Source organism: Trinickia sp. (assembly GCF_051954495.1).
Lineage (GTDB): Bacteria > Pseudomonadota > Gammaproteobacteria > Burkholderiales > Burkholderiaceae > Trinickia.
Window position 1 is genome coordinate 11,182 of record NZ_JBQCHR010000126.1, and the last position, 17,014, is coordinate 28,195.

The 17,014-nt window shown below is 64.7% G+C and carries 14 protein-coding genes; 10 read left to right on the forward strand and 4 right to left on the reverse strand.

Annotated elements, in window-relative coordinates; genetic code table 11:
- Positions 1 to 165: 165 nt before the first annotated feature.
- The 8 genes from lepA to nagZ all read left to right on the forward strand — a co-directional run bounded on the left by lepA (position 166) and on the right by nagZ (position 8,303).
- Positions 166 to 1,959 carry a translation elongation factor 4 gene (lepA, locus tag ACTHNR_RS17160; RefSeq protein ID WP_440548858.1) on the forward strand — a complete coding sequence of 598 codons (1,794 nt, stop codon included), beginning with the start codon at positions 166 to 168 and terminating at the stop codon, positions 1,957 to 1,959.
- 15 nt (positions 1,960 to 1,974) lie between these two features.
- Entirely contained in the window at positions 1,975 to 2,868 is an 894-nt protein-coding gene (lepB, locus tag ACTHNR_RS17165) for a signal peptidase I (protein WP_440548859.1), read from the forward strand.
- A gap of 141 nt (positions 2,869 to 3,009) precedes the next feature.
- The gene (gene rnc / locus ACTHNR_RS17170) at positions 3,010 to 4,104 is read left to right on the forward strand and encodes a ribonuclease III (RefSeq protein WP_440548860.1); all 1,095 of its coding nucleotides are present in this window, start codon (positions 3,010 to 3,012) and stop codon (positions 4,102 to 4,104) included.
- Between the two features lie 103 nt (positions 4,105 to 4,207).
- On the forward strand, positions 4,208 to 5,071 hold the full coding sequence (gene era / locus ACTHNR_RS17175; protein WP_440548892.1) for a GTPase Era: 864 nt from the start codon (positions 4,208 to 4,210) through the stop codon (positions 5,069 to 5,071).
- Entirely contained in the window at positions 5,058 to 6,002 is a 945-nt protein-coding gene (recO, locus tag ACTHNR_RS17180; protein ID WP_440548861.1) for a DNA repair protein RecO, read from the forward strand. The genes era and recO overlap by 14 nt, the downstream gene beginning before the upstream one ends.
- Entirely contained in the window at positions 5,999 to 6,763 is a 765-nt protein-coding gene (gene pdxJ, locus ACTHNR_RS17185) for a pyridoxine 5'-phosphate synthase (RefSeq protein WP_440548862.1), read from the forward strand. Before recO ends, pdxJ begins: the two co-directional genes overlap by 4 nt.
- A 16-nt stretch (positions 6,764 to 6,779) precedes the next feature.
- A complete protein-coding gene (gene acpS, locus ACTHNR_RS17190; RefSeq protein ID WP_440548863.1) occupies positions 6,780 to 7,193 on the forward strand; it encodes a holo-ACP synthase in 414 nt (137 codons plus the stop codon).
- A gap of 81 nt (positions 7,194 to 7,274) precedes the next feature.
- The gene (gene nagZ / locus ACTHNR_RS17195) at positions 7,275 to 8,303 is read left to right on the forward strand and encodes a beta-N-acetylhexosaminidase (RefSeq protein ID WP_440548864.1); all 1,029 of its coding nucleotides are present in this window, start codon (positions 7,275 to 7,277) and stop codon (positions 8,301 to 8,303) included.
- Between the two features lie 27 nt (positions 8,304 to 8,330).
- Here nagZ and ACTHNR_RS17200 read toward each other — a convergent pair whose 3' ends face one another.
- The 3 genes from ACTHNR_RS17200 to earP form a co-directional block, all read right to left on the reverse strand.
- Positions 8,331 to 9,710 carry a sigma-54-dependent transcriptional regulator gene (locus ACTHNR_RS17200; protein ID WP_440548865.1) on the reverse strand — a complete coding sequence of 460 codons (1,380 nt, stop codon included), beginning with the start codon at positions 9,708 to 9,710 and terminating at the stop codon, positions 8,331 to 8,333.
- Positions 9,711 to 10,019: 309 nt separating this feature from the next.
- Complete coding sequence (gene efp, locus ACTHNR_RS17205; RefSeq protein ID WP_440548866.1) at positions 10,020 to 10,577, reverse strand: elongation factor P; 558 nt, start codon at positions 10,575 to 10,577, stop codon at positions 10,020 to 10,022.
- A gap of 166 nt (positions 10,578 to 10,743) precedes the next feature.
- The gene (gene earP, locus ACTHNR_RS17210; protein ID WP_440548893.1) at positions 10,744 to 11,910 is read right to left on the reverse strand and encodes an elongation factor P maturation arginine rhamnosyltransferase EarP; all 1,167 of its coding nucleotides are present in this window, start codon (positions 11,908 to 11,910) and stop codon (positions 10,744 to 10,746) included.
- 157 nt (positions 11,911 to 12,067) lie between these two features.
- On the opposite strand from earP, the gene uvrC reads away from it, so the two are divergent.
- Together uvrC and pgsA are read left to right on the forward strand one after the other, a co-directional pair.
- Positions 12,068 to 14,149 carry an excinuclease ABC subunit UvrC gene (uvrC, locus tag ACTHNR_RS17215; RefSeq protein WP_440548867.1) on the forward strand — a complete coding sequence of 694 codons (2,082 nt, stop codon included), beginning with the start codon at positions 12,068 to 12,070 and terminating at the stop codon, positions 14,147 to 14,149.
- 126 nt (positions 14,150 to 14,275) lie between these two features.
- Entirely contained in the window at positions 14,276 to 14,869 is a 594-nt protein-coding gene (gene pgsA / locus ACTHNR_RS17220) for a CDP-diacylglycerol--glycerol-3-phosphate 3-phosphatidyltransferase (protein ID WP_440548868.1), read from the forward strand.
- A gap of 84 nt (positions 14,870 to 14,953) precedes the next feature.
- Here the strand turns inward: pgsA and ACTHNR_RS17225 are convergent, their stop codons facing one another.
- Positions 14,954 to 16,852, reverse strand: a complete 1,899-nt coding sequence (locus ACTHNR_RS17225; RefSeq protein ID WP_440548869.1) for a tetratricopeptide repeat protein — start codon at positions 16,850 to 16,852, stop codon at positions 14,954 to 14,956.
- Between the last annotated feature and the right edge of the window lie 162 nt (positions 16,853 to 17,014).

The window sequence follows — 17,014 nt, forward strand, 5'->3', positions numbered from 1 at the left end:
GCCGGCGGGCCGTGCAAGGGCCCGCGCGCCATGCCTAACGGCGATCGCTACCGCGAAATCCGCCGTGAGAGGGCCATTTCAGCTAAAATAGCCCGGATTTTCACGTACTTACAAGGCGTGCTCCGCAATCGTCCGAGCGCGCCTTTTTCGCTTGATCGGCCCTGAATGGATCATATACGCAACTTTTCGATCATTGCTCACATCGACCATGGCAAGTCGACGCTCGCCGATCGCATTATTCAAATCTGCGGCGGCTTGTCCGACCGTGAAATGGAATCGCAAGTGCTCGACTCGATGGATCTCGAGCGCGAGCGCGGCATCACCATCAAGGCGCAAACCGCCGCGCTTCACTACCGGGCGCGCGACGGCAAGGTGTACAACCTGAACCTGATCGACACGCCCGGGCACGTCGACTTCTCGTACGAGGTCAGCCGTTCGCTGTCGGCCTGCGAAGGTGCGCTGCTCGTCGTCGATGCGAGCCAGGGCGTCGAGGCGCAAACGGTCGCGAACTGCTACACCGCGATCGAACTCGGCGTCGAAGTCGTGCCCGTGCTCAACAAGATCGATCTGCCGGCGGCCAATCCCGAAAATGCGATTGCCGAGATCGAAGACGTCATCGGCATCGACGCCACCGATGCCGTGCGCTGCAGCGCGAAGACGGGCCTCGGCGTCGAGGATGTCCTCGAATCGCTGATCGCCAAGGTGCCGCCGCCAAAGGGCGACGCGCAAGCGCCGCTGCAGGCGCTCATCATCGATTCGTGGTTCGACAACTACGTCGGCGTCGTCATGCTCGTGCGCATCGTGAACGGTACGCTGCGCCCGAAAGACAAGATCAAGCTGATGGCGACCGGCGCGCAGTACCCCGTCGAGCATGTCGGCGTGTTCTCGCCGAAGTCGAAGAATCTGGACGAGCTCGCGGCCGGGCAGGTGGGTTTCATCATCGCCGGCATCAAGGAGCTTACGGCGGCGAAGGTAGGCGATACGGTAACGCTCGCCAGCCGGCCCGCCCAAGAGCCGCTTCCCGGCTTCAAGGAAGTCAAGCCGCAGGTGTTCGCGGGCCTGTATCCCGTCGAAGCGAATCAATACGATGCGCTGCGAGAATCGCTCGAGAAGCTCAAGCTGAACGACGCCTCGCTGCAGTACGAGCCTGAAGTCTCCCAAGCGCTTGGTTTCGGTTTCCGCTGCGGCTTCCTCGGTTTGCTGCACATGGAGATCGTGCAGGAGCGGCTCGAGCGCGAGTTCGACATGGACCTCATCACCACGGCGCCCACCGTGGTCTATGAGGTCGTGCAAGGCGACGGCACGACGATCATGGTCGAGAATCCGGCCAAGATGCCCGACCCGTCGAAGATCGAGGAGATTCGCGAGCCGATCGTCACGGTGAATCTGTACATGCCGCAGGACTATGTGGGCTCGGTCATCACGCTGTGCACGCAAAAGCGCGGCAGCCAGATCAACATGCAATACCATGGCCGCCAAGTCCAGCTCACGTACGAGATCCCGATGGCCGAGATCGTGCTCGACTTCTTCGATCGGCTGAAGTCGGTGTCGCGCGGCTATGCGTCGATGGATTACGAGTTCAAGGAATATCGCGCGTCCGATGTCGTCAAGGTCGACATGCTCATCAACGGCGACAAGGTCGATGCGCTGTCGGTGATCGTTCACCGCTCGCAGTCGCAGTATCGCGGTCGCGAGGTCGCGGCGAAGATGCGCGAAATCATTCCGCGCCAGATGTACGATGTCGCGATTCAAGCGGCCATCGGGGCGCATATCATCGCGCGCGAGAACATCAAGGCGCTGCGCAAGAACGTGCTTGCGAAGTGCTACGGGGGCGACATCACGCGTAAAAAGAAGCTGCTGGAAAAGCAAAAAGAAGGCAAGAAGCGAATGAAGCAGGTCGGGTCCGTCGAGATTCCGCAAGAGGCTTTCCTCGCAATCTTGCGCGTCGAAGACAAATAACAGGACCGCTCTTACATGAACTTTGCGCTGATTCTCTTTGTGCTCGTCGTTTTGACGGGCATCGCGTGGGTTGCCGATAAGTTAGTGTTTTTGCCTCGGCGCCGCCGGGCCGCAGACGCCGCCGTCGTCGAGTTCGACCGCCAGCAAGCGCGCGTCGGCGAACGTTTCGCCGATGAAAACGCGCCCCAGACCCGCGCGCGGCTGCGCGACGAGAAGCTACGCCAGCCCTGGTGGTTGGAGTACACGGCCAGCTTCTTTCCCGTCATTCTCGTCGTGTTTCTCGTGCGCTCGTTCGTCGTCGAGCCCTTCAAGATCCCGTCGGGCTCGATGGTGCCCACGCTGCTCGTCGGCGATTTCATTCTCGTGAACAAGTTCGAGTACGGCCTGCGTTTGCCGATCACCGATACGAAGATCACGCAGGGTAGCCCGCTTCAGCGCGGCGACGTCGTCGTCTTCCGCTATCCGAAGGACGAATCCGTCGACTACATCAAACGTGTGGTTGGGCTGCCCGGCGACGTCATCGCTTACGAAAACAAGCACCTCACGATCAACGGCCAGAGCGTGGCTGAAACGCCGCTGCCCGATTACTTCGACGAAGAGCGCATCGGCTACGCCAAACAGTTCGAGGAAACGCTCGGTACGCGCAAGCACGCGATCCTGAACAATCCGGCCGTGCCGCCTTTCGTCATCGGCGCCGAAGACTATCCGTACCGCGACAACTGCACGTACAACAGCGCCGGCGTCGTCTGCAAAGTACCGCCCGGACATTACTTCATGATGGGCGATAACCGCGACAACAGCGCCGACAGCCGGTACTGGGGCTTTGTGCCGGACCGCAACATCGTCGGCCGCGCGTTCTTCATCTGGATGAACTTCAGTAATCTGAAACGCATCGGTTCGTTCAACTGAGCGCCTCGTTCGCGTCGCGCCAGCACGCGAATCGCATGCTACACCGAGCACCGAGTCGCTTGACGCACGCCCGATTCGCCTCGTTTTTCGCGTCTTGCCCTGCCGGATCGTCGGGCAGGGCGCGCGCGTTATACTCTGCACATGCCGCTATCTCCGCTGGAAAGCCGGTTGCGCTACGAATTTCGCAATGCGGAATTGTTGCGCCAGGCGTTAACTCACCGCAGTCACAGTGCCTCGCACAATGAACGGCTCGAATTTTTGGGCGATTCCGTTCTAAATTGCGCGGTGGCCGCCCTTTTGTATCAGCGATTCGGCAAATTGGACGAAGGCGATCTGTCGCGCGTGCGCGCCAACCTCGTCAAGCAGCAGTCGCTGTACGAGATTGCTCAGGCCCTGAATATTTCAGAGAGCTTACGGCTCGGTGAAGGCGAACTGCGCAGCGGCGGGTTCAGGCGGCCGTCGATTCTCGCGGACGCGTTCGAGGCGATACTCGGCGCAATTTTCCTCGACGGCGGCTTCGATGCCGCGCAGACCGTCATCAAGCGGTTGTACGTGCCGATCCTCGATCACATCGATCCGCGCACGCTCGGCAAGGATTCCAAGACATTGCTGCAGGAGTACCTGCAGGGCCACAAGATCGCATTGCCCACCTATACGGTCGTGGCAACGCACGGGGCCGCTCACAACCAGCAATTCGAGGTCGAATGCGCGGTGCCCAAACTCGAGGTGAAGGTCTCGGGTTCGGGTGCGAGCCGGCGCGCCGCCGAGCAGGCCGCGGCCAAGAAGGCGCTCGAGGAAGTGATGGCGCTGCAGCCGGCGCTCGAGGTCAAGTCCAAGCGTTCGCGCGGCGCGCGCGCCGCCAAGCTTGGCGAGCCCGAGGTCGTGCCGGGCGTGAAGGGCGTGCAGGCGGCGCTCGACTTGCGTTCGCCCGAGCGCAAGGGCGAACGGGGCGACAAGAGCGATAAGACCGACAAAGACAAAACCGGACGCGGCGATGTCGCGAAGGCCGGCAGCGTGGCCGAAGCCGTCGATCGTGCGGCGAGCGTGCCGCCCGCGATGATCCGGGCCGCGCACGTCGAACACAAGGCGCCGCCGCCAAGCAAGCCGGAATCGGGCGCCGCCAAAACGGAAGGGCAGCCGAGCCCCGGCGGGTCGGCGCGAGGCGGCGAGGCCGAACTCGTCTCCGACATCGCGGGCGCCGCGCGGCCTCGCGCGCCCGAACCCGACCATTCATGACTTCGTTCGCGATGCCGGCGCCTCCCGCGCGCCGCGCGACTCCTTCCCGACTTGGCAGCTCCGCATGATCGATACCCCCACTTCCTCCGGTTTTCGCTGCGGCATGGTCGCCATCGTCGGCCGGCCCAATGTCGGCAAGTCCACGCTGATGAACGCGCTCGTCGGCCAGAAAATCAGCATTACGTCCCGCAAGGCGCAGACGACGCGCCATCGGATCACGGGCATTCATACGTTCGACGACGCGCAGTTCGTCTTCGTCGACACCCCCGGGTTCCAGACGCAGCACAGCGGCGCGTTGAACCGCTCGCTGAACCGCGCCGTCACCTCGACGCTGACCGCCGTCGATGCCGTGCTGTTCGTGATCGAAGCAGGCCGGTTCGGGCCGGACGATCAGAAGGTGCTCGATCTGATTCCGCCGTCGGCGCCGGTGCTGCTCGTCGTGAACAAGCTCGACCGGGTGGCCGACAAGAAGAGCCTGTATCCGTTCTTGCAGAAAATGGGCGCGCTGCGTGAATTCAAGGAGATCGTGCCGTTGTCGGCCAAGCGAGTCGAGGACGTCGAGCATTTGCTGAAGACGGTCAAGCCGTACCTGCCCGAGGGTGAGCCGATTTACGGCGAAGACGATCTGACCGATCGCAGCGAGCGTTTCCTCGCGGCCGAGATTCTGCGCGAGAAAGTGTTTCGGTGGACCGGCGACGAATTGCCCTACACGAGCACCGTGCTGATCGACAAGTTCGAAACGGAAGGGCGTCTGCGTCGCGTCTTCGCGACGATTCTCGTCGAGCGCGACGCCCATAAGGCGATGATCATCGGGCACAAGGGCGCGAAGCTCAAGCAGATCAGCACTGAGGCGCGCGTCGATATGGAGAAGCTCTTCGACGGCCCCGTTTATCTCGAAACCTTCATCAAGGTGAAGAGCGGATGGGCCGACAACGAAGCCGGGCTGCGCGCCTATGGGTACGAATGACGAGATCCACGACGCGCCGGTAGCGCTTCCGTCGCCTGAGCTCGATACGGCCGGCGATGCGCGCAGTCGCGGCGCGCGAGTCCTGCCAGATGAACCGGCAACCGAGGACGGGCATGCCCCCAAGCCGCGCCGTCGTACGAGGCGCGCCGAAGCGGTGCGCCATGCCGATACCGAAGGCATGCCCGCGGCGGAACCCCGCCGCGTCTCGCGCGAGAGCGCGCACCGGATCGCGGAGCAGCCTGCGTTCGTCTTGCACAGCTATCCCTACCGCGAGACGAGTCTCGTCATCGATGTTTTCTCGCGCGATCACGGTCGGCTCGCGCTCGTCGCGAAAGGGGCGAAGCGACCGCACTCGGCGTTGCGCGGCGTGCTGCAGACGTTTCAGCCGCTGTCGATGTCGTGGTCGGGCAAATCGGAGATGCGCACGCTCACGGGTGCGGAATGGGTGGGCGGAATGCTGCCGTTGGCGGGCGACGCGCTGCTGTGCGGCTTCTACGTGAACGAACTGCTCGTGAAATTTTGCGCGCGCGAGGACCCGCACCCTCAGTTGTTTCATCACTATGTCGTCACGCTCACGCGCCTCGCCCACGACGAGCCGCCGGTCCAGGTGCTGCGCTCGTTCGAACGCGTGCTGCTGCGCGAGACCGGTTATGCGATGTCGCTCGACCGCACGGCCGCGCGAAGAGCCGTGACGCCCGAGGGCCGGTATGTGTTCGATCCCCAGCGCGGCGTGCGCGAGGCGAGCGATGCATTGCCGTCGCATTGGCCCATCGTGTCGGGTCAGACGTTGCTCGATATGGAGCGCGACGATTACCATCGTGCTCAGACCATCGCGCAAAGCAAAACGCTGATGCGCTTTCTGCTCAACACTTATCTGGGCGGCACGCCGCTCGCCACCCGACAGATCCTTCTCGACCTGCAGAATCTATGAGCTTCTTTCTGACGTCTCCGACCGTCATCGATCTGGGTGTCAATATCGATCACGTCGCCACGCTGCGCAACGCGCGCGGCACGCGCTATCCGGACCCGATTCGCGCCGCGCTGCAAGCGGAGGCGGCGGGCGCCGACGCCATCACGCTGCATTTGCGCGAGGACCGGCGCCACATCGTCGATGCGGACGTGCGCGCGCTGCGTACGCAGCTGTCGACGCGCATGAACCTCGAATGCGCGGTTACGCCGGAAATGCTGGATATTGCCTGCGATGTGCGCCCGCACGACGTGTGTCTCGTGCCAGAAAAGCGCGCCGAGCTGACGACGGAGGGGGGGCTCGACGTAGCGGGGCATTTTGAATCGGTGCGCGCCGCTTGCCGCCAGTTGGCCGACGCCGGGTCGCGCGTGTCGCTTTTCATCGATGCGGACGAAACACAGATTCGCGCGGCACATGAGGCCGGGGCGCCCGTCATCGAACTGCATACAGGACAGTACGCCGATGCGCACGGCGAAGCCGATCAGCGGCGCGAGTACGAGCGCATCGTACGCGGCGTCGCGTTCGGCGCGTCGTTAGGGTTGAAAGTCAACGCCGGTCATGGCTTGCACTATACGAACGTGCAGCAGATCGCGGCGATCGAGGGCATCGTCGAGCTGAACATCGGCCACGCCATCGTCGCGCAAGCGATCTTTTCCGGCTGGGACAACGCGGTGCGCGAGATGAAGGCCATCATGGTGGCCGCGCGTCTTGCCGCGACGCACTGATCCGAGCGGCGAAAGTATGGCCATCTACGGGATCGGCACCGACGTCATTCAAGTGAGCCGCGTGGCGGCGGTCATGACGCGCACGAACGGACGCTTTGCCGAGAAGGTGCTCGGCCCGGACGAACTGCGCATCTACCATGCGCGCAAGGCCCGCTCGGAAGTGCGAGGGCTAGCGTTTCTCGCCACGCGCTTTTCGGCCAAGGAGGCGTTTTCCAAGGCGATCGGGCTCGGCATGCACTGGCCCATGACCTGGCGCGCCCTGCAGACGCTGAACGAGGCGAGCGGCAAGCCCATCGTCAAGGCGTCGGGCGAACTGGCCGATTGGCTCGCCGAGCGCGGCATCACGGCGCAGGTCACGGTCAGCGACGAGCGCGATTACGCGGTGGCGTTCGTCATCGCCGAATCCGACTTGGCGCCGAGCGCGACTTGAGTCTCTTTCGATTCGTCTAGCCGTCGCCCCGGTCGGGACTGCCGACGCCGTTTCATATTCGATTTTTCTCGCACTTATCCGATGAAAACTTTCCCCGGACCGGTCATGCTCGACGTCAAGGGCCCCGTGCTCGACAAAGACGACGTGCGGCGCCTCTCGCACCCGATGACGGGCGGCGTCATCCTGTTTGCGCGTCACTTCGAGAATCGACGGCAGCTCGTCGCGCTGACCGACGCGATTCGCGACGTGCGCGACGATCTGCTCATCGCCGTCGATCACGAGGGCGGGCGCGTTCAGCGTTTCCGCACGGACGGCTTCACCGTCTTGCCGGCGATGCGGCGGCTGGGCGAGCTGTGGGATCGGGATGTGCTGCTTGCGACGAAGGTCGCCACGGCCACAGGCTATGTGCTCGCCGCCGAGCTGCGCGCATGCGGCGTCGATATGAGCTTCACGCCCGTGCTCGATCTCGATTACGGACGCTCGTCGGTCATCGGCGATCGCGCTTTTCATCGCGATCCGCGCGTGGTGACCTTGCTCGCAAAGAGCCTGAACCATGGCCTCGCGCTCGCGGGCATGGGCAACTGCGGCAAGCACTTTCCCGGGCACGGGTTCGCCAGCGCGGATTCGCACGTGGCGCTGCCTGTCGACGAGCGCGAACTCGATGACATTCTCAACGCGGACGCCGCCCCGTACGATTGGCTAGGCATGGCGCTCGCGTCCGTTATTCCGGCGCACGTGATCTACACGAAGGTCGACGAAAAACCCGCCGGCTTTTCGCGCATTTGGCTGCAGGAAATATTGCGCAAGCAACTGCGTTTCACCGGGGCGATCTTCAGCGACGATTTGTCGATGGAAGCGGCGCGCGCGGGCGGCACGCTCACGCAGGCTGCGCAGGCGGCGCTGGAGGCCGGCTGCGACATGGTGCTCGTCTGCAATCAGCCGGAGGCTGCGGAAGCCGTGCTGCGCGAGCTCGCGTACGTGCCGTCGAAGGAGAGCGCGCAGCGGCTGCGGCAGCTGCGTCCGCGCGGCAAGGCGCCGAGCTGGGGCAAGTTGCTCGAGCGGCCTGCGTACCGGGAAGCACAGGCACTGCTGCGCAGCGCCTTTGCGTAAGACCGGAAGCGTCGACCGCGGGAGCCGTCAGGCCATCTTCATGCGTTGCAGTTTGTTGTAGAGCGTCTTCGGACTAATACCCAGCAACGTCGCGGCACGATGCCGCGTGCCGCCAACCGCGTCGAGCGTCGCGCGAATGAGCAGATCTTCGACGTCGGACAGCGGCGTGCCGACCGTGACCTGTACGCTGCTGCCGTTCAAGCGGCGGCCGCTCGAGCCGTTCGCCTCGTCGGCCCGCAGCGAATCGACGATTTCGCCCGACGCGTTGTAGGCGCGCCGCACACGTTCGTGCAGCTCTCGAACGTTGCCTGGCCAATCGTAGGTCAAGCATTCGCGCACGAGGTTCGGCCCGATGCGCTTGCTCACCGTGGCGAGGCCGCTCGCGTTGATTTCGCGATTGAGCTCGTCGACGAGCGCTTCCGCGAGCAGCACCGCGTCGTCGTCGCGCTCGCGCAGCGGCGGTAGATTGATCGACGCCGCGTCGAGCCGCAGCCACAGGTCTTCACGCAGTACGCCATGCGCGACCGCGTCGCGCGCCGGCTTGCGTGTGGCGGCGACGATGCGGCAATCGACGCTGACTTGGTTGCTGCCGCCCACGCGCATGTAGGTTTGCGAGTCGAGCGCGCGCAACAGCGCTTCTTGCTGCGGCAATGGCAGTTCGACGATCTCATCGAGAAAGAGGGTGCCGCCCGCGGCCTGCTCGAACAGCCCTGGCTCGCGCCGCTCGATGGTCGGCATCGCGCTTTCCTGGCCGAACAGCATGCTGTCCAGCCCGCGTTCGGCGCCGCCGTCGCGCGCGAAGGCGCGGCAATCGAAAACGACGAACGGGCCTTTGCGGCGGCGGCTCATCTCATGCAGCGTGCGCGCCGCCACTTCCTTGCCCGTGCCTGCTTCGCCGCAGATGAGCACCGCCGACTCGGTCGGCGCCAGGCGCTCGATCGAGTCGTAGACATGCTGGATGGCGTTGCTGCGGCCGATCATGGGGCCGAAGCGGCCGAGCCGGCGCAGCGTCGAGCGAAGCGACTGCACTTCCTCGGTCAATTCGTACGGCCGGGGAATGCGCGCCAGCAAGCTGCGCAGCCGCGGGATGTTGACGGGTTTGAGCAGGTAGTCCCAGATTCCGTGGCGCAGGCCTTCGATCGCGCTCTCGACCGTTGCGTTCCCTGTCATCACGATCACGGGCACCACGCCGTCGGGCTGCGCCGGCAGGTTGTGCAGCAGATCGAGACCGCTGCCGTCCGGCAAATTGAGATCGATCAGCACGACGTCGGGGATGAAGCGCGTCAGTGCGGCGCGCGCCTCGGCGAGCGTCGCGGCCGTGTCGACGGAAAAGCCGTCGGCGGCGACGATTGCATTGAGGCCGGACAAGCTATTGGGATCGTCTTCGACAATCAGGGCATGTGGCATGGCTGGCGTTATCAATCAAGGAGTCGAGAGCCCGTCGGCGCTATGGACAAAAGACGCCATGCACGGAGAATGCGTGAGACGGCGAACGGGCACCTATCTCCAAGCATTTCGCGTGCCAGATCGTTCCTCCTTATGGAACAAGCACTTACGGGCGCCACTCGGCAAGAGCGGCAGTTTCGGCCGGTCCACCGTGAAAAAACGACCGGTAAAGATTGCTTCACCATACACTACTCATACGAAAAAAAAAGCGCCCCGTGGGGCGCTTTCGGTCGATTTATCGCTTTCCGCGGGCGAGCCCGCGATGCCGCGTTACGCGCGGCTGCGGTATTCGTCCGTACGGGTATCGATTTCGATCTTGTCGCCGATGTTGCAGAAGAGCGGCACTTGGAGCTCGAACCCCGTTGTGATCTTCGCCGTCTTGAGCACCTTGCCCGACGACGTATCGCCCTTGACCGCCGGCTCCGTGTACGTGATTTCGCGCACGAGGGTGGTGGGCAGTTCGACGGAAATCGCCTTTTCGTTGTAGAACACCACTTCGCAGGGCATGCCGTCTTCGAGGTAGTTGAGCGCATTGCCCATCATCTCGGCTTCGACTTCGAATTGGTTGTAGTCGGCGTCCATGAAGACGTACATGGGATCGGCGAAATACGAGTACGTGACTTCCTTGCGGTCGAGCACGACCACGTCGAATTTATCGTCGGCCTTGTAGACGGCTTCCATCCCGGCGCCCGTCAGCAGATTCTTCAGCTTCATCTTGACGACGGCGGCGTTGCGGCCCGATTTGTTGTACTCGGTCTTTTGCACGACCATGGCGTCGCTGCCGATCATGACGACGTTGCCCGTGCGCAGTTCCTGTGCGATCTTCATAAAAAACAATCCTATGCGAATAAGGTGGCTGACCTGTTGCTCAACGGCAGCGACATCCATCGCTTCTCGGTCGCGCATCGATCGGTTGGGGGCCGATAGGGCTGAAGTCATCGAATCGAGCCCATCGACTTAACCGTACGGATGCACTACGCCGTCGGATAACCGCTTATTTTAACTGCATTTTTGTGAATTCGGCTAGGTTGCCCGCCAGGTCGCCGATGGATGCGAGCTCGTCGGCCCAGGTTTCGGCGCGCGCCTCGAGCGCTGCCCGATGGCCCCAAAAATCGGCCCAATCGGGTGTGCCCGAGCCATTCCACGCGTGCCAGAAGCGACCGAGCGCCGCTTGCGCGTCGGGCGCGAGGCCGGCCGCGTAGTGTCCGAGCGCGGCATCGAGCTTTGGCCGATGGGCGGCGTCCGCTTGCGGGTAGATGTGCCAGACGAAAGGCCGGCGGGCCCACTGCGCACGCACGAACGAGTCTTCGCCGCGCACGAAGTTCACGTCGCTGGCCCACAGCAACGGGTCGAATTCGGGCTGGGGCCGGAACCCCAACGCGTGCGCGCGAAGGTTGCCGCGTTCGGCATGCGCGCCGGCGTGGAAGGCGCGCTGGCCGAAAAAGCGCGCGAGCGCGCCCGAAATGCGCCCTTCCGGCGCGAGCAGCACGATGGGCGAGGCGCCATCGCGCCACTGCTCGAGCAAGCCGTCGATGGCCGGATTTTCGTACGAGAACAGCGACACGACGGTCGCCTCGGTTTCGGGCGCGGGGCCGCCGGTCGCTTGCCGCCACCAGGCGTCGCGCTCGGACGGGGAGGCCTCGAACGCGCGGCGCGCATCGTCGAGCGATCTTTCCTTCAGGACGCCGCCCGTGCCCGGCCCCAGACCCGGAAAGAAGAAAATCTTGGTGAGCGCATGGCGCGCATGCGGCGACGGCTTCAAATGGCACTCGGCTACCCAGTCTTCGGCGCTGAGATATTCGAGGTTGATCCACACGGGCTGGCGCGCGCGCCGAGCCATCGCGGCCACGTACGCCGGCGGCAGCTCGCAAGCGAACGCCTCGATGACGATGTCGGCGACGGTCACGGCGTCGCCGGCATGGGCGGGTTCGCGCCAATGCTCGACGACGATGCCTTCCACGCGTTGGCGATCGAGTGCGACATCGAGCGTCGGGCACAGGCGTGCGAACGTATGCAGATCGTCGACGAGCAACCGGACTTGCCAGCCGTATTCGGACGACAGTTGCCGGGCGAGGCGCCAGCAGACGCCAACGTCGCCGAAGTTGTCGATGACGGCGCAAAACAAATCGCAAGCGATCGAGTCTGGACTGGCAGGGAGCATGGCGAAGGGGCGAGCGATGGGAGCGGGGCCGAGCGCATCGGCCACGACGGACGGCGCGACCGGCCGGCCGCGGCGCGAGGGCGCGTGCAAATGGTCTAAACTGGCGATTCTAAAGCACGCCGCCTCATGCCGCGCGGCGCTTCGCCTCCCAATTCGCATGACCGACTCCGACGCTCAGAACCCGCCCTTCGAACCGAAGAAGTTTCTCGCCCAACTGCCGCACTTGCCGGGCGTGTACCGCTATTACGACGCGCAGGAGAACGTGCTCTACGTCGGCAAGGCGCGCGATCTGAAAAAGCGCGTATCGAGCTACTTCACCAAGACGCAACTGTCGCCGCGCATTGCGATGATGATCACGCGCATCGCGCGCATCGAAACCACGGTTACGCGCTCGGAAGCCGAGGCGCTGCTGCTCGAGAACAATCTCATCAAGGCGCTCGCGCCGCGCTACAACATTCTGTTTCGCGACGACAAGTCGTATCCGTACCTGAAGCTGACGGCGCATGCTTTTCCCCGCATGGCGTATTACCGCGGCTCGGTCGATAAGAAAAATCAGTATTTCGGGCCTTTCCCGAGCGCTTGGGCGGTACGCGAGAGCATTCAAATCTTGCAGCGCGTGTTTCAGTTGCGCACCTGCGAGGATTCCGTGTTCAACAACAGGACGCGGCCGTGCCTGCTGCATCAGATCGGGCGCTGCACCGCGCCGTGCGTGGGAGCCATCGGCGAAGAGGATTACGCGCGCGACGTGGCGAACGCGTCGCGCTTTCTGCTCGGGCGGCAGAACGAGGTCATGAAGGAACTCGAAACCAAGATGCATGCGTTCGCCGCAGAGCTCAAGTTCGAGCAAGCCGCGGCTGTGCGCAATCAGATGAGCTCGCTCTCGACCGTATTGCATCAGCAGGCGATCGAGGTCGGCGGCGACAGCGATGTCGACATCCTGGCCGTGATCGCCCGGGGCGGGCGCGTCTGCGTCAATCTCGCCATGGTGCGCGGCGGACGGCACCTCGGCGACAAGGCTTATTTCCCCACGCACGTGGAGAGTGTCTTCGCCGGCGATGAGCAAGAAGGTGAAGCGGAGCCGGTCGTGCCGGAAGACGTAGCGACGCAAGCTGCATCGCTGGGCCCAGCGGAGGAAACGGACCAAGCGCACCAAGAGGCCAACGAGGCCAACGAGGCAGAGCGCCTCGAGCCCGGCATCGAAACCGAAGTGCTCGAGGCGTTCGTCGCTCAACATTACCTTGGCAATCGCATTCCCCCCGTGCTCGTGGTCAGCCACGCACCCGCCAACGCCGAACTCGTCGATCTGCTGGCCGAGCAGGCAGGACACAAGGTCGTGTTCGTGCGTCAGCCCCAGGGCCAGCGGCGCGTGTGGTTGGCGATGGCCGAGCAAAATGCACGGCTGGCGCTCGCGCGGCTGTTGTCGGAACGCGGCTCGCAGCAGGCGCGCACGCGCTCGCTGGCCGAGACGCTCGGCATGGAATGCGACGACCTCGCGCATTTGCGCATCGAATGTTTCGACATCAGTCACACGATGGGTGAAGCCACTCAAGCGTCGTGTGTCGTCTACCGCGATCACAAGATGCAGCCGGGCGAGTATCGCCGCTACAACATCACGGGCATCACGCCGGGCGACGATTATGCCGCCATGCGGCAGGTGCTCACGCGCCGCTACGAGAAACTCGTCGCGCTGGCTGCCGGCAATGCCGAGGATCGGGCTGCGCAGCTGCAAGCCGAGGCGGCCGCCGCGCCCGAGCTGGCCGCCGATTCGGCGGAACCGATCGCGGCCGGCGGTGTGCTGCCGAACATCGTGCTGATCGACGGCGGCAAAGGACAGGTCGAGGTCGCCCGCCAGGTATTCACCGAGCTCGGGCTCGACCGCTCGATGCTCGTGGGCGTCGCCAAGGGCGAGGGCCGCAAGGTGGGGCTCGAAACGCTCGTATTCGCGGATGGCCGCGCGCCGCTCGAACTCGGCAAGGAAAGCGCGGCGCTGATGCTCGTCGCGCAGATCCGCGACGAAGCTCACCGCTTCGCGATCACCGGGATGCGCGCCAAGCGCGCGAAGGCGCGTCAAACCTCGCGCTTGGAAGAACTCGACGGCATCGGGGCGAAGCGACGCCAGCGCCTGCTCGCGCGGTTCGGGGGGTTGCGCGGCGTCGTGGCCGCGAGCGTCGAGGACTTGGCGAGCGTGGAAGGCATTTCCCGTTCGCTCGCCGAGCAGATTTACCGGCAACTGCACTGAGCCGCTCGCGCGCCGGCGCCCGATGGCGCCGCGCCGGGCGCTTGGCTTGTGGCGGGTTCGACGACGCGGCACAATGGCGTCTGCCTTGCTCGCTCCCATTACTACTCCAACGCCCGCCAACCGTCCATGCCGTTCAACTTTCCGATTTTTCTGACGTGGCTGCGAATCGTGCTGATTCCGCTCGTCGTCGGCGTGTTCTATGTCCCCGACACGATGCTGAGCGCGGTCGACCGCAATATCGCCGCGGCGGCAATCTTCGTGCTGGCCGCGCTGACCGATTGGTTCGACGGCTATCTCGCGCGCAAATGGAATCAGACGTCGGCGTTCGGCGCCTTTCTCGATCCGGTGGCCGACAAGCTGATGGTCACGGCGGCCTTGCTCATGCTCGTGCAACTGGCTCGCATCGATTCGGCCATCGCCCTCGTGATCGTCGGCCGCGAGATCGCCATTTCCGCGCTGCGCGAATGGATGGCGCAGATCGGCGCGTCCAAGAGCGTCGCCGTCAATCAACTCGGCAAGTTCAAGACCGCCTGCCAGATGGTGGCGATTCCGATGCTGCTCTTCTACGGCAAGGTGCCGCTCGGCACGGCGCTTGCGATCGATACTCGCGTGTGGGGCCTGTGGCTCATCTATCTCGCGGCCGTGCTGACGATCTGGTCGATGCTGTACTACATGAAGCTCGCGTGGCCGCAAATCCGGGAACGCGGCGGCGCGCTTTGATCGGCTAGGGACCGGAAACAGCGGCCAGGGACCCACATAGCGCGCGTTGGGGCGCCCGATGCGCCCCGTTCGTTTTCGTGCCTGCTAAGCGAGGCCCAGGTATTCGCGTGAGAGTGCGCGCGCGATGCCCTCGACGACTGGGCCCCATTGTTCGGGGGAGGGCTGCCGCATGAGCCGAGCGCTCGGATACCAGGGGCTGCGGTCGGTGTTCGTGAACCAGCGCCAGTCGGCCGCGTAAGGAAGCATGAGCCAAAGCGGCTTGCCCAATGCGCCAGCCAAGTGGGCGATCGACGTGTCGATCGATACGACTGCGTCGAGCCGGTCGACGATGGCGGCGGTGTCGGCGAAGTCGCCGATACGATCGTCGAACCGGTGAACCGATGCCGTGCGCGCGTATGCTTCGAGCGCTCGCTTGTCGTCGTCGGTCAGATTGGGCTGCAGCACGAGCCAATCGATGCCGGGAAGCGCGAAGAGCGGGGCGAGCGCTTCGACGGGCATCGCCCGATTCTCTTGGGCTTGGATCCGCCCCGACCAGGCCAAACCGACCTTGACTTTCGCATGGCCGCCGAGCGAGCCGCGCCAGCGTCGGCGATAGGCCGCCGGTACCTCCACGTAGCGCCGCGTCGACGGGATCGTGTCGAACTCGATGCCGAGCGCGAGCGGCAAGCTGAGCAGCGGGCAATGCAGGTCTGCTTGCGGCCTCGCTTCGCCGGCCACCGCGACCGCGACGCGCCACGCCTGCGCGAGCGGCGCGACGAGCGGCGCAAGCTCGCGCTGCACGGTGAGCACGATGCGGCCTGCGCGTTCGCGCGCCAGCGGCACGAAACGCAGAAATTGCAGCGTGTCGCCGAAGCCTTGCTCGGCTTCGATCCACAGCGTGCGTTCGGCAATCGGCTCGCCGCGCCAGCGCGGCGGTAAGGCGGGGCTGACCGCGTAGGCCGAGTCCGCCGCCGCGGCGCTCGTCGCAATCGTGGCGATGGCGAGACGCGATTCGTATGCGGGAAGCCCGCGCGAGAAATCGCCGAGCGTGAGCAGCGTGAGCGCGCGATTCAATTGCGCCGACGCAAGCTCGGGCCGCAGCCGCAGCGCCTGGTCGAACGCACGCAAGGCCGCTTCGTGCGCACCGAGCGCGTGGCGTGCATTGCCGAGGCCGAGCCAGGCCAGCGCGAGTTGCGGGTCGAGGCCAACGGCGCGTTCGAAGCGGGCGATCGCCTCGGCATGCCTGCCCAGCGCGGCCAGTGCGTTGCCCAGGCCGAGCAGCGCGGGCGGGAACGCACCCTGCAGCCCGAGGGCAGCGTCGAAGGCGCCGACGGCTTCCTCGTGGCGCCCAAGTGCATCCAGCGTATTGCCCAGATTGAAGTAGGCCGCGACATAGCGCGGCTCGGCCTCGAGCGCGGCGCGAAATTGCTCGATCGCTTCGTCGGCGCGGCCGAGCGCCGCGAGCGCCATTCCAAGATTGTTGCGCGCGCCCGCATGTCCGGGGCGCAGCGTCAACGCCCGCGAAAATGCCGCGATCGCCTCTTCGCCGCGGCCGAGCGCATGCAACGCGTTGCCGAGATTGTTGTACGTCGAGGCGTCGTTCGGCTGGAGACGCAGCGATTTTTCGAACGCATCGGCGGCGTCTTCATGGCGGCCGGCCTGAGCGTACGCATTGCCGAGGTTGTAATGCGCAAGCGCAAATTCGGGCGCGAGCGAAAGCGCGTTGCGAAAGCGCTCGATGGCGCCGTCGAGCCGGCCGAGCGCTTTCAGCGCGTTGCCGAGATTGAGCTGCAGCGCGGCATCGTTCGGCCGCAGCGCGACCGCCCGGCCGACGAGGTCGGCCGCTTCTTCGTGGCGTCCTTGCTGGTGGCGCAGCACCCCCAGCAGATGGAGGGCGTCGGTGTGGACGGGATCGGCGTCGATCGCCGCGCGATAGTCGCGCTCGGCGTCGGCGAGGCGTCCGTCACGATGCGCCGCGTAGGCGCGCGCGAAAAAGGGATCCATGACGGCAGGCAATGGCGCAAACGCGGCATTGTCCCATACTCGGCCGGCCCGGCCTATCGCGGCCCGGCCTAACGCGGCCCGGCCTAACGCGGCCCGAACGGTTCAGATGTTCGACAAGCGCAGGTCGAGCCCCGATAACGGGCGACGGGCGTACACTTGGCA